Annotated in this window: 11 protein-coding genes; 7 read left to right on the top strand and 4 right to left on the bottom strand. The window is 55.0% G+C overall.

Annotated elements, in window-relative coordinates:
* Window positions 1-6 precede the first annotated feature (6 nt).
* The 4 genes from E1297_RS40480 to E1297_RS40465 all read left to right on the top strand — a co-directional run bounded on the left by E1297_RS40480 (window position 7) and on the right by E1297_RS40465 (window position 5,892).
* The gene (locus E1297_RS40480) at window positions 7-1,752 is read left to right on the top strand and encodes a thiamine pyrophosphate-dependent enzyme (RefSeq protein ID WP_155148384.1); all 1,746 of its coding nucleotides are present in this window, start codon (window positions 7-9) and stop codon (window positions 1,750-1,752) included.
* A 24-nt stretch (window positions 1,753-1,776) separates the two neighbouring features.
* Window positions 1,777-3,357, top strand: a complete 1,581-nt coding sequence (locus E1297_RS40475; RefSeq protein WP_155148382.1) for an FMN-binding glutamate synthase family protein — start codon at window positions 1,777-1,779, stop codon at window positions 3,355-3,357.
* Between the two features lie 74 nt (window positions 3,358-3,431).
* On the top strand, window positions 3,432-3,974 hold the full coding sequence (locus E1297_RS40470; protein ID WP_155148380.1) for an RNA polymerase sigma factor: 543 nt from the start codon (window positions 3,432-3,434) through the stop codon (window positions 3,972-3,974).
* Window positions 3,967-5,892: a VWA domain-containing protein gene (locus tag E1297_RS40465; RefSeq protein ID WP_155148378.1), complete on the top strand. Its 1,926-nt coding sequence runs from the start codon at window positions 3,967-3,969 to the stop codon at window positions 5,890-5,892. The genes E1297_RS40470 and E1297_RS40465 overlap by 8 nt, the downstream gene beginning before the upstream one ends.
* A 44-nt stretch (window positions 5,893-5,936) precedes the next feature.
* On the opposite strand, the gene E1297_RS40460 is transcribed toward E1297_RS40465, so the two are convergent.
* The 4 genes from E1297_RS40460 to E1297_RS40445 are packed head-to-tail and all read right to left on the bottom strand — an operon-like array spanning window position 5,937 to window position 9,854.
* The gene (locus E1297_RS40460; protein ID WP_155148376.1) at window positions 5,937-6,593 is read right to left on the bottom strand and encodes an ABC-type transport auxiliary lipoprotein family protein; all 657 of its coding nucleotides are present in this window, start codon (window positions 6,591-6,593) and stop codon (window positions 5,937-5,939) included.
* Window positions 6,590-7,906, bottom strand: coding sequence for an MlaD family protein (locus E1297_RS40455; RefSeq protein ID WP_155148374.1), 1,317 nt, complete (start codon window positions 7,904-7,906; stop codon window positions 6,590-6,592). Before E1297_RS40455 ends, E1297_RS40460 begins: the two co-directional genes overlap by 4 nt.
* Window positions 7,907-7,921: 15 nt before the next feature.
* Window positions 7,922-8,728, bottom strand: coding sequence for an ABC transporter ATP-binding protein (locus tag E1297_RS40450; RefSeq protein WP_155148372.1), 807 nt, complete (start codon window positions 8,726-8,728; stop codon window positions 7,922-7,924).
* Window position 8,729: 1 nt separating this feature from the next.
* The gene (locus tag E1297_RS40445) at window positions 8,730-9,854 is read right to left on the bottom strand and encodes an MlaE family lipid ABC transporter permease subunit (protein WP_155148370.1); all 1,125 of its coding nucleotides are present in this window, start codon (window positions 9,852-9,854) and stop codon (window positions 8,730-8,732) included.
* 241 nt (window positions 9,855-10,095) lie between these two features.
* On the opposite strand from E1297_RS40445, the gene E1297_RS40440 reads away from it, so the two are divergent.
* The 3 genes from E1297_RS40440 to E1297_RS40430 are packed head-to-tail and all read left to right on the top strand — an operon-like array spanning window position 10,096 to window position 12,507.
* Window positions 10,096-10,500: an SxtJ family membrane protein gene (locus E1297_RS40440; RefSeq protein WP_155148368.1), complete on the top strand. Its 405-nt coding sequence runs from the start codon at window positions 10,096-10,098 to the stop codon at window positions 10,498-10,500.
* 17 nt (window positions 10,501-10,517) lie between these two features.
* Entirely contained in the window at window positions 10,518-10,667 is a 150-nt protein-coding gene (locus tag E1297_RS50560) for a DUF5989 family protein (RefSeq protein ID WP_155148366.1), read from the top strand.
* Window positions 10,668-10,671: 4 nt separating this feature from the next.
* A complete protein-coding gene (locus E1297_RS40430) occupies window positions 10,672-12,507 on the top strand; it encodes a carbamoyltransferase (RefSeq protein WP_155148364.1) in 1,836 nt (611 codons plus the stop codon).
* Window positions 12,508-12,631: the final 124 nt, after the last annotated feature.

Below are 12,631 nucleotides of genomic sequence, written 5' to 3'. Positions count from 1 at the left end.
CAGGTCATGACATCCAATTCTGTTTGCAAAGTGTTGCTGGACATTCTGGCGGATGCAGGGGGGCGACAGATCTTCGGCGTAACCGGGGATGCGCTCAATCCGCTGCTCGAGGTGATGCGCAGCGATGATCGGTTCGAGTGGATTGGCGTCCGGCATGAAGAGAACGCGGCCTATGCGGCCTATGCCCAATCTCATCTGACGGGAGGCATCGGGATTTGTGCCGGTACAGTGGGGCCGGGGGCGTTGCACCTGATCAACGGTCTTTACAACGCGCGGCGCGAGGGGGCCGGAGTCGTGGCCATTACCGGTCAGATCGCACATCGCGAACGCGGCACTGGTTACCATCAGGAGGTCAATCTCGAAAAGGTTTTCGAGGATGTCTGCGGTTTTCAGGCCGTGATCCATACTCCGGATCAGATGCCCCGTCTGGCACAGATTGCGGTTCAACGCGCACTGATCAATCGCGAGGTGGTGCGGATCGAACTGCCGATTGATGTTTCAGAACAACAGGTACCCAGCCTGCATCAGTTCCATCCGATCCTCAAACACCCCTCAATCCTGATCCCGCCTGCATGTGAAATTGATCGTGCCGCCGAACTCATCAACGCAGGCAAAAAAGTCGCCCTGTTTGCCGGTGTCGGATGTCGCGACGCAAAAGACAAGGTTCTTGCGCTGTCCGAAAAGTTGAACGCACCGATTGCGCATTCTCTAAAAGGCAAAGACATCTTCGACTATGACGACCCGAATGTTGTCGGGATGACCGGCTTAATCGGCAATCCGGGTGGTTATCATGCCGTTCGTGACTGCGATGTGCTTGTCATGTTGGGGACAGATTTCCCCTATGAATGGTTCCTGCCGGAAAAGGCCAAAATCATTCAGATCGATCGAAATGTTGAACATCTGGGCCGCCGTGCGCCAATAGCTTCGGGCTTGTTGGGGGATGTTGGGGCGACGCTGGATCTGTTGTTGCCAAAGGTAGATGCCAAGGCAGATCGCAAGTTTGCCGATCATCAGGTCAAGCTGTGCACCAAATGGCTGAAGCAGCAGGACAAGGATGCCAGTCTGGAACGGGATGCCGAACCGCTGCATCCGCAGTTGTTTGCGCGAGAGATTTCCAACCAGGCCTCTGATGATGCGGTGTTTGCCATGGATATTGGTGAATGCACAGTCTGGGTTGCGCGGCAGACACGGATGCAGGGCGAACGCCGGATGGTGGGATCATTCAACCACTCCTCCTTAGGCTCGGGCCTGCCTTCCGCACTGGGGGCTGCGGCACTTGATCCGGGCCGTGAAGTCTGGACGTTTTGCGGGGACGGCGGGTTTGGCATGTCGATGCAGGATTTTGTGACGGCTGTTCGCTATGACTGGCCGATCAAGGTGATCGTGTTCAACAACCAGACACTGGGTTTCGTGAAGATGGAGATGGAGGTGTCAGGCTACCCCCTGAACCCGGCCGCGACTGATCTCGTGAACCCAGACTTTGCAGAATACGCCAAGGTTTGTGGCGGTGACGGTGTTCGGGTCGAACACGCGGCCGATATCAAAGATGCGATCGCACAAGCCAAGGCCAGCACCAAGCCCTTTATCATCGACGCCATGGTAACCCCCGGAGAGTTGGTGATGCCGCCGCATATCGACAGCAAGATGGCCTGGGGATTTGGCATGTCCAAACTGAAAGAGGGCATCCTGTTGGCCAAAGGCGACCATGCACAATGGGATAACTGGGTCAAGGAACTCAAGGCCACGCTCTGATCAGCGTCACCTAGGGAGAACAAAATGATTGTACGCAGAATTTACTACGCGGTGACCTATGTGGTGCTGCCTCTGACATTGATATTGGGGCTCTACTGGCCGCCCGCTCATTGGTTGCTGATCATTTTGATCCCATATGCCGTGGTCGGGCTCTATGACATGCTGACCACCAAGCACAACGTGCTGAATAACTACCCTGTTCTGGGCCACTTTCGCTACATGCTGGAATTTGTAAGCCCCGAAATCCGGCAATATTTTGTGGAAACCAACGAAAGCGGCCGCCCGTTCAACAGGATCGTTCGCGCGCTTGTCTATTCGCGGGCAAAGGGGCAGGTGGATACGCAGGCTTTTGGCACTCAGTACGACATCATGACCGTCGGCTATCATCGGGCGAACCATTCGCTTGCGCCCAAGGATGTGCCGGAATCCGAAGAACGCATCATGCTGGGCGGTCCACAGTGCGAAAAACCTTATAACGCTTCGCGCCTGAACGTCTCAGCAATGAGCTTCGGAGCGCTCAGCGCAAATGCCATCAAGGCGCTGAATGGTGGGGCCAAAGACGGAGGTTTTGCTCATAACACCGGCGAAGGCGGGCTTTCGCCGCATCACCTGGCTGAAGGTGGCGATATCATCTGGCAGATTGGCACTGGCTACTTTGGATGCCGCCGACCCGATGGGGGTTTTGACAAGGACAAGTTCGCGGAAAAAGCCAAGAAAGACGTCGTAAAGGCCATTGAGATCAAGCTGTCGCAGGGGGCCAAGCCATCTCATGGCGGGGTATTACCTGCAGCCAAGGTAGATGAAGAAATTGCCGAAATCCGGGGCGTACCAGCGCATCAGGATGTAATCTCGCCGCCAATCCACTCTGCGTTTGAGGGCCCTACAGGTCTGATACACTTTGTCCAGCATCTGCGGGAAATGTCCGGTGGCAAGCCCGTCGGGTTCAAGCTTTGCATTGGTAACCAGTCCGAGTTCATGGCGATCTGCAAGGCGATGCTGGAAACGGGTATCTTGCCCGATTTCATCACCGTTGATGGAGCTGAAGGCGGCACAGGGGCTGCACCTGTTGAATTCACCAACCGTCTGGGTGTGCCGCTGAACGAGGCTTTGATTTTCGTCAACAACTGCCTGCGAGGGGTGGGTCTGCGTGACAAAATCAGGGTGATCTGTTCTGGCAAGGTCGCAACCGGCTATGACATGATCGAGAAATTCGCATTGGGTGCCGATATGTGTAACGCGGCTCGCGCCATGATGTTTGCTGTGGGCTGCATTCAGGCCTTGCATTGCAACACCAACCGCTGCCCTTCTGGCGTAGCAACGCAAGACCCGATCCGGGGTCGCGCGGTGAATGTTCCCCAGAAACGCAAGCGGGTGCACCGTTTTCATGACGCAACGCTGGAAAGCTTTCGTGAAATTCTGGGGGCTATGGGTAAAGAGAAAGTATCCGATCTGCGTCCATCCGATATACGCCGTCGCACGGCGGATGAACGGGAACGCTCATACGCTGAGATATATAGCTTTATCGAGGACGGGGCTTTGCTGGGGGATGCGGTTCCCGAACTCTACGCTGCGGACTGGCAGAAAGCTACGGCCAGCCATTTCTGAGTTAAGTCGAAGAAAAAATTTCGCCCTGTGCCAAGGATCGGGGATTGGCCTGCGTCTTACTGTTCGAGATGCGAATGATGACTTCGGATGAAGACCTGGCCAAGGCTGCTGCTGGTGGTGACGCGGATGCGTTCGCCACCCTGCTTGCGCGTCACTATGATCGCATGTTTCGGTTGGCCTTTCGGTTAACGGGACGGGCAGAAGCAGCCGAGGATCTGACACAGGACATCTGTGCGGCCTTACCTGCCAAGATCGCAGGGTTCCGAGCGCAGGCCAAATTCACAACATGGCTCTACCGTGTCGTCGTCAACGCTGCTGAAGATGCGCGTCGGCGACAGGCCAGCCGGGCTCGGGCCGCAACGGGGTGGGGCGATGTTGAACAGATGCGAAGGGCAGATGCGGCAGAGGCGACCGAGGCGATGAACTGGCTGCAGCAGGCAATGAACTCCCTTCCGGACGAGTTGCGTGAAACGCTGGCGCTGACATTGGAGGATGACATGACACACGCACAGGCAGCAAATGTCCTGGGCGTGTCAGAAGGTACGGTGTCCTGGCGTTTATCCGAGGTTCGCAAACGCCTACGTGCCATGAAACAAGAGGAGCTTGCCAATGAGTGATGAGCTCGATGATCTGAAAACCCTGATGGATGCGGCAATACCCGCGCCTGATGCCAAACGTCGGTCCGAAAATTTGGATATGGCGCAGAAAAGTTTTGCCCAAATCCAAGGATCGCGCGTCGGGACGCGTCCCACTGTCAAGCGAGGCTTTTTGGCCCGCATGACAGAAGGAGCGAAATCCATGTTGAATGCCCTCTCACATCGTGGCGCACTGGCTGCGACAACTGCAATTGCCGCGGTTGCCCTTGTTATGATTGTCCCGCAGACGCGGGATATCGTGGTGAATCCAACAGCCCGGACTGAAAACAGGGTGGCCGCACCTCAGGAGTCGGCTTTGCCTTCCGAGACTGACTTTGCAGATGAACTGTCATCAGCAACGCTGGAAGAACCCGTTGTTGAAGCCCCGGTTGCAGTTGAAGAGGCGATAGCGCCATCTTCCAAACGGGTGCAAGGATTTGCGGCGCAAGGTGGGGCCACCGCCGGTTTGCTGGGGGGCGTGGTCGAACCGAGCAAAGCGCCTGAGCAAAATACCGAAGCTTTCTCCAACGGCGAAACCAATCCATTGAAAGTGACGGTCGAAGATCCGGTTTCCACGTTTTCTATCGATGTTGATACGGCATCTTACTCGATCGTCCGGTCCTCGCTGATGAGTGGCCATCTGCCTCCGAAAGACGCGGTTCGGGTCGAAGAAATGGTGAACTATTTTCCCTATTCCTATCCGGCGCCCGAAGGGGATGTGCCGTTCAGGCCAACGATCTCCGTGACACCGACACCCTGGAATGAAGGAACACAGCTTGTTCACATCGGCATTCAGGGTGCAATGCCCGAGATTGATCATCGGCCGCCGCTGAATCTGGTCTTCCTGATCGACACCTCAGGCTCGATGCAGGACGCAAACAAGCTGTCCCTGCTCAAGCAATCGTTCCGCCTGTTGTTGTCCGAGTTGCGGCCCGAGGATCAGGTCTCGATCGTGACCTACGCCGGCAGCGCAGGTCAGGTGCTGGAACCGACATCAGCATCTGAACGCACTAAGATCCTGTCAGCCCTGGAACAGCTTGAGGCCGGAGGCTCGACCGCTGGTCAGGCAGGCTTGCAGCAAGCCTATCAGGTGGCTGAAGGTATGGCATCGGACGGGGAAGTGACGCGGGTCATTCTGGCGACGGATGGTGATTTCAACGTCGGACTCTCAAACCCCGATGCGCTTGAAGACTTCATCGCGAAAAAGCGTGACAGCGGTACATTCCTCAGCGTTCTGGGCTTTGGTCGCGGTAATCTGGATGACGCCACGATGCAGGCGCTGGCGCAGCATGGTAACGGTCAAGCCGCCTATATCGACACATTGGGAGAGGCGCGGAAGGTTCTGGTTGATCAGCTAACCGGTGCTTTGTTTCCGATTGCCAATGACGTGAAAATTCAGGTCGAGTTCAATCCAGCCCAGATCGCGGAATATCGTCTGATCGGATATGAAACCCGTGCTTTGCGACGTGAGGATTTCTCGAATGACAAGGTTGATGCGGGTGATATCGGCGCCGGCCATTCTGTCACCGCAATTTACGAAGTGACGCCAGTTGGTTCGGATGCAATCCGCAATGGTCCCCTGCGTTATGCGACCGAAACGGCACCCGAGGGATCAGAGGAGCTTGGGTATCTCAAGCTGCGTTACAAATCACCCGGGGCAACGGATAGTCAACTGATTGAACAGCCAATACTATTGGGGCAGGGGATATCGAACGATGATGTTCGCTTTTCCTACGCGATTGCCGGGTTTGGGCAATTGCTGCGGGGGGGAGAGTATCTTGGCGAATGGTCCTATGACGATGCAATCGCCCTGGCCAACGAGTCCAAAGGTACTGATCCGTTTGGCTATCGGGCTGAGGCCGTCACCCTGATGCGCTTGGCAGAGACGCTCTCGCAATAATTCTCATTGGCTGCCGCTCAGGCGGCAGCCGCGCTACATCTGTACTAGTTGATGGATGGTCTTGGATTGTTGGCCGCGTGCGTGTTGATCTTGCGTACACTCCACTCGACTGCATCCCGCATTGTCCGACCCAGTGCCAGATCAAACGCTCTGACCAGATCGGGCGTCTTTTCACTTGCCGATACAACTTTTTCTTCGAACGAACTGGAGGCAATGATCTGGTCTTCAAATTCGTCGATGATTTTGATGTTCAGGCGAACCTCGATCTGGATCTTTCTTGAGTTCCCGTCTTGAGCAATCACGATCCCCTGGAACTCACGCAAATCTGGAACAACGAGATAGTCTGCACGTAGTCCAACGGTGGATTTGCCGACTGCAGCTACTTTGTTGCTGTTCTCATAGCTTTCTACCAACAGGGACTGAACGATAAGTGGCGCACGGTCCACCCAGCGTGCGCGCGGCAGATATTGCACCTGCAGCGGCGTTGGCTGGATCGCGATCTGATCGGTGTTGACCGCAGCCGTCGCTGTCGGTTCCTCCACCACTATCTGTTTTCGAATACGCGGAAGCGAAGATGAAAACGTGCTTTTGGGTGTCAGCAAATACAGGTCGTTGGGTTTCGACGCCTGCTTCAGGGTTCCCAAGCCAGCGCACCCGCTAAGCGAAGCTATCGCCAGTGTCAGTAGAAAGGGCCTAATCATTGGCGAAACTCCGATGCTTGAGTGCCCAGCAGAAAGCGTGCGGGATCACGTTCTATCTTGTCCACCAGACGATCGAGGCCAATCACCAACCGCTGCGATTCCTCGACGAAGCGGACGAATTGTGGCAACCCGACCCGCAGGAAATCGGAAACCTGCCGACGGTTTTCCTGAACGATCCCATCGATGGTTCCCAACAGTTCCGATGCGGATTTCGATGCGCTCAGGATGTCAGTGGATATTTTGTCGATCTTGTCGGTGACATTCGAAACGGTGGTCGCAACCTGATCCGCCGCCCGACGAATATCTGCAACGACAGCGGACACATCCTCATCCATGACACGGTTGGCTGAATCAAAGGCCCGCTCGGCGGATGTAAGGGTGGCCTTGGCAGTTTCCATGGCCGATGTGATCGACCCGAGCGTCTTGTTTGCGTTCAGGAATGTCTCTGTAACCGTAGCAAGGGTAACGCTGCCTTCTTCGGACAACACCGTCAGATGTTCAGCAAGGTTTGATGCCCGCTCTATGAATGGGCGTACATCCTGCTGGATGACACGATCCGCTGTGGCCAGCGTTTCTTTGGCGCCATCCAATGCCCCTTTAGCGGACTCTGCGGCTGTCTTGATGCTCTTGAGCGTATCGGTCCCGGTTGTCAGCGTGGTTTCTGCCGTATCGGCCAACTGATCAAGCCGCTTGGTGAATGCTCCGATCTCTTTTGCGGCACCACCAAGGTCTCCGGACAGTGTTTCGAAATCAGAAAGCGTTTTGTCCAGCCGCCCCGATGCCGACGCCAGATTATCCAGAATGTCAGACACGGCCTTGCGGTTCTTGTCGTCCACGATGGAATTCAGATCCTGCAGAAGGGTGATCGCTTCATCCAACACCTTGGGTGCGCCTTCGAACAGGGATTGAATGGCGCTGCGTTTACTTTTGATGACACTGTCTTCGGGTAGACGTTTGGCGTTTGGTGCACCGCCAGAAAGCTCGACATAGCTCACGCCCGTCACACCAAGAGATTGCAGTTGCGCGATTGTGTCTTCGGTAACCGGGATGTCTGCGTCGACCTCGATCCGTACCCTAACCTTGGACGCATCGTCATCGTCCAGCCGCAGAGATATGACCTGACCGACCGGCAAGCCATTGTAGCTGACACCACCCGCGGCCGACAGGCCCGAGACATTGTCGAACAACACATCATAATAAGCGTATTGGCGGTTCACTTCGAATTTGGCCAACCACAGGAAAAAGCCAAATGCGCAGAGAATACCCGCAAGGGTGAACGCGCCGATAAGGATGTAGTTCGCTCGGGTTTCCATCGCCTCTACCTGTCCCTACCCCTTCTTTTGCGCCGCACGAGCGCGGGGGCCGGTGAAATATTCTTGTACCCAAGGATGATCTACCTTGGTCATTTCTTCAATCGGACCTTCAACCAGGACGCGTTTTTCTGCAAGTACTGCGACTCTGTCGCAAATGGCATACAGGCTGTCCAGGTCATGCGTGACCATGAAAACAGTCAGTCCAAGCGCATGTTGAAGCTCTCCAATCAGCTCATCATAGGCAGCTGCACCGATCGGATCCAAACCAGCGGTAGGTTCGTCCAGAAACACGATTTCCGGGTCCAGTGCCAAGGCGCGGGCCAATGCTGCGCGCTTTCGCATACCCCCGGACAGTTCCGAGGGAAACTTACCGCAGCTCAACTGAGGCAGGCCAACAAGACTGATCTTGAGGCCGCCCAAAGACTGCATCAGGCTTTCGCTGAGCTTGGTGTGCTCGCGCAGCGGTGCCATCACGTTCTGCAAAACAGTCAGGGATGAGAACAGCGCACCATCCTGAAAGGCGACGCCCCAGTGTTTTTCAATGCGCCGCCGGTCTTCCTCGGGGCCGTTCAGCACATCGACGCCAAGAACTTCGATGCTGCCGGAGGCGGGTTTGTTCAACCCCACGATCGTGCGCAGCAGAACTGACTTGCCCGTACCCGAACCACCAACGATACCCAGAACCTCGCCCCGCCAAACGTCGAGGTTCAGGTTGTCATGCACGACCTGCGGACCAAATCGGTTGGTCAGATTCCGAACGCGGATAACAGCCTCGCGCTGCGCGTCCGCATGTACAGGATTCTGCTGGGTCGAGCCGTCCATGTCAGACCCCAACTTCTGAGAAGAAGATTGAAAACAGGGCGTCGATGGCGATCACCATAAAGATGGACTGTACGACGGATGCCGTTGTCCTTTGGCCGACGCTTTCGGCCGAACCTTTGACCTGCATGGCCTGCCAGCAGGCAATGACGCCAATGACCAGTGCAAAAAACGGAGCCTTGATCATGCCGACGGCCAACTGCCAGACGCCCGTGTTCTCTTTGAGCCGGGTGATAAACATACCGGGGCTCACGCCCAAATCGATCCAACTCATCAATGCGCCGCCGATCAGACCGGCCATATCAGCCACAAACCCGAGTATTGGCAGCATGATAAGCAGGGCCAGGACGCGCGGGATAACCAGAACCTCGATTGGGTCCAGCCCAAGCGTTCGCATTGCATCTATTTCTTCCTGCACCTTCATCGAACCGATCGACGCGGTGAAGGCCGAACCGGATCGGCCCGCGACAATGATTGCGGTCAACAGAATGCCAAGCTCACGAAGCACCGAGATCGAGATCAGCTCGACCACGAAAATCTCGGCACCGAACTGTTTCAATTGTGTAGCGCCCTGAAACGCCAGAACCACACCGATCAGAAAACCCATCAGACTGACGATGGGCAGCGCTTTAAATCCGACTTCTTCCATTTGGGAAACCAGCGCGGCGCGGCGCAGGCGCCAGGGCATGATAGCAGTGCGGAACAACCGGTGTAGCGTAAGCCCCAGAAATCCAAGGATCGAGAGGGTGTCGCGCCAGGCTCCGACAGTTTTCTCGCCGATATGTTCGACCCAATTAACAAAGCCTCGTGGGGGTTCAGCGGTGCCGACCTCTTTGGGAATGTTCTGCGATACGGTGTCGATTAGCGCAGAGTAGGCTGGATCCAGACCATGAAACGCCAGCTTGGCACCTGCCTCAGTATATCGGCGTGACATGTTGGCGATCAGCCAAGCTCCGCCGGTATCCAGCGCCTCGACTTCTGACATATCTACTGTCACGTCACCGCCGTTTGGCTGAATGTTCTCAAAGGCGGATTCCACAGCACTCAGGGATTGCGTCAGCATTTCGCCTGAAATCCTTATGCGTGTGCTGTCTCCATCACGCTCTGATGCAATCGTGGGCAATGTCATGGGCGTATCAGAGGTGAAACGATGGTCCGCTGCAATGGCTTTATGCATTTGTGCCGGGAATTCAGTTGGATGAATTGCTCAGGTGTTACAGTCCGACTTGAGCCAGTGGCAAATGTAATGCGCAAACCGGTCCGTCAGGTGTCGGACAGAGGGCGTGAACTGACCTCAAAGCATTTGCGTCGACTATTTTTAATGCTATCTTATCGTCAGTTTTCTTGTTGAGTTAGTTTGGTTGTGTTCAATGGCAGATCATCACGCAAATGTTGATGTCGAAATCGGGTCAGAGCGAGGCTTTGGCTACGTCTTTACAGCAGTTTTTCTGATCATAGCTTTTTGGCCGGTTTGGGGAGGTGGCGATGTTCGCTGGATTCCTCTGGCCATCGCGGCAGTAATTCTCGCGATTACCTTCTTTGCGCCACATGTACTTCGGGTGCCGAACAGGCTGTGGTTCAAGTTCGGCATGTTGCTTGGGGCGATTGTCGCCCCAATCGTAATGTTTTTGGTTTTCATTACGACTTTTGTGCCATTCGGCATTGCGGTGCGGATTTTGGGAAAAGATCTTTTGTCTGTAAAAACAGATAGTTCCAAGAAGAGTTACTGGGTTGAGCGCGATGATCAGCCCGGCAGTATGAAACAACAGTTTTAAGATAGGGGGTACCAGACATGACCTTTGTTTCGGAAATCTGGTCGTTTATGAAAGTCAGGAAAAAATTCTGGCTGTTACCAATTCTCATTGTTCTGGGCGTCTTTGGTGGCTTGATCGTTATCAGCCAGGGTTCGGCCGTAGCACCATTCATTTACACACTGTTCTGATACCATGACGTATATTTTAGGAATATCTGCGCTGTATCATGACAGCGCAGCAGCCCTCCTGCGTGACGGCGAAATTGTCGCCGCCGCTCAGGAAGAGCGGTTTTCTCGACGGAAACACGACCCTGGATTTCCGGAACTTGCGATTGAGTATGTTCTGCAAGAATCAGGCATTTCACTCGCTGAAGTTGATAATGTTGTCTTCTACGACAAACCGTTTCTGAAATTCGAACGATTGATAGAAACTTATATCGCGGTTGCGCCAAAAGGGTTCAATTCTTTCCGGATGGCCATGCCTGTCTGGTTGCGAGAGAAGCTGTTTCTCAAGGACCTGTTGGCCAAGCAGTTGCGAAAGATGGATCCGGATTTCACGGTCGATAAACTGCTGTTCGCTGAACACCATGTCAGCCATGCGGCAAGCGCCTTTTATCCGTCGCCATTCGAAGAGGCGATCGTGTTGACCGTTGATGGCGTGGGTGAATGGGCCACGACCACGGTAGGTGTTGGACGTGGCAATGAATTGACCATGTTGAAAGAGCTGCATTTCCCGCATTCGCTGGGGCTGCTTTATTCGGCGTTCACCTATTATACGGGGTTCAAGGTCAATTCGGGCGAATACAAGGTCATGGGCCTCGCCCCTTATGGTGACCCGAAATACAAGGATCTGATCCTTGAGCATCTGGTTGATCTGAAAGAGGATGGGTCGTTCCGCCTGAACCAGAAGTACTTCAACTATACCAGCGGTCTGACCATGACCAGCAAGGCGTTGGAGGATTTGTTCGGCCATCCGGTGCGAAAGCCTGAAACCGACCAACTGACGCAATTCCACATGGATATCGCTGCCTCAGTACAGGCGGTGACCGAGGAGATCATGCTGCGCATCACACGCGATCTGGCGCGTGAACACGGCATTCGCAATCTGTGTATGGCGGGCGGTGTCGCTCTGAACTGTGTTGCCAACGGTAAGATCCTGCGCGACGGCGCGTTTGATAACCTTTGGGTTCAGCCTGCAGCCGGCGATGCCGGTGGCGCATTGGGTGCCGCTTATGCGGCCTGGCATCAGGAGCTGAAAAAACCCCGCAAGGTTGAGCAAGGCGATCAGATGCGCGGCGCCTATCTGGGGCCAAAGTATGAAGATGGCGACATCGCGCGCGAGCTGACCGAAGTCGGGGCGAAGTTCACGACTTATGAGAACGGCGAGATGATCGGTGAAACAGCTCAGGCGCTCGCAGATGGCAAGGCAGTCGGTTGGTTCCAGGGTCGGATGGAATTTGGTCCGCGCGCCCTTGGGGCTCGGTCAATTCTGGGTGACCCGCGATCTGAATCCATGCAGAAAACGCTGAACCTCAAGGTCAAGTACCGCGAGAGCTTTCGCCCGTTTGCTCCGTCGGTCTTGCGCGAGGATGTCGCTGAATGGTTCGAGCTGGACGGCGATAGCCCTTATATGCTGATCGTCGCTGATGTTCAGGATCGTATTCGCCGCCAGATGACGGATGAGGAGAATGCGCTGTTCGGGATCGAAAAGCTGAATGTCAAACGGTCCGAGATTCCTGCAGTGACCCATGTGGACTATTCAGCCCGCATTCAGACAGTGCACGAACAGACCAACCCGCAGTATCACGCGCTGATTTCACGGTTCAAAGAGCTGACGGGTTGTTCTCTGGTTGTGAACACCTCGTTCAATGTGCGGGGCGAACCGATCGTATGCACGCCAACCGATGCGTTCCGTTGTTTCATGGGCACGGATATCGAGGTTCTTGCAATCGGGAACTGCCTGTTGCGCAAAGAAGATCAGGATCCGTCCCTGAAAGAGAACTACGAGACCAAATACGAGCTCGACTAAGGTCAAATTCCCACCGTTTAGCCACATGAATGGTGGGAATACCCTCTGTTGCGGTCATATGCCGACAAATATCGGTCATTGATCCAAAATGTCTTGCGCGCCTTTTGTATCCGCGACACAGTCC

The organism is Roseibium sp. RKSG952 (assembly GCF_009711355.1).
The sequence above is the reverse complement of the archived record's forward strand: the minus strand, read 5'-3'. Positions and strand labels throughout refer to the sequence as shown.

What these genes read in the sequence shown, in the direction of transcription:
- E1297_RS40480 (WP_155148384.1), top strand. Translation starts at nt 7, where the DNA reads ATGACATCCAATTCTGTTTGCAAAGTGTTGCTGGACATTCTGGCGGAT.
- E1297_RS40475 (WP_155148382.1), top strand. Translation starts at nt 1,777, where the DNA reads ATGATTGTACGCAGAATTTACTACGCGGTGACCTATGTGGTGCTGCCT.
- E1297_RS40470 (WP_155148380.1), top strand. Translation starts at nt 3,432, where the DNA reads ATGATGACTTCGGATGAAGACCTGGCCAAGGCTGCTGCTGGTGGTGAC.
- E1297_RS40465 (WP_155148378.1), top strand. Translation starts at nt 3,967, where the DNA reads ATGAGTGATGAGCTCGATGATCTGAAAACCCTGATGGATGCGGCAATA.
- E1297_RS40460 (WP_155148376.1), bottom strand. Translation starts at nt 6,593, where the DNA reads ATGATTAGGCCCTTTCTACTGACACTGGCGATAGCTTCGCTTAGCGGG.
- E1297_RS40455 (WP_155148374.1), bottom strand. Translation starts at nt 7,906, where the DNA reads ATGGAAACCCGAGCGAACTACATCCTTATCGGCGCGTTCACCCTTGCG.
- E1297_RS40450 (WP_155148372.1), bottom strand. Translation starts at nt 8,728, where the DNA reads ATGGACGGCTCGACCCAGCAGAATCCTGTACATGCGGACGCGCAGCGC.
- E1297_RS40445 (WP_155148370.1), bottom strand. Translation starts at nt 9,854, where the DNA reads ATGACATTGCCCACGATTGCATCAGAGCGTGATGGAGACAGCACACGC.
- E1297_RS40440 (WP_155148368.1), top strand. Translation starts at nt 10,096, where the DNA reads ATGGCAGATCATCACGCAAATGTTGATGTCGAAATCGGGTCAGAGCGA.
- E1297_RS50560 (WP_155148366.1), top strand. Translation starts at nt 10,518, where the DNA reads ATGACCTTTGTTTCGGAAATCTGGTCGTTTATGAAAGTCAGGAAAAAA.
- E1297_RS40430 (WP_155148364.1), top strand. Translation starts at nt 10,672, where the DNA reads ATGACGTATATTTTAGGAATATCTGCGCTGTATCATGACAGCGCAGCA.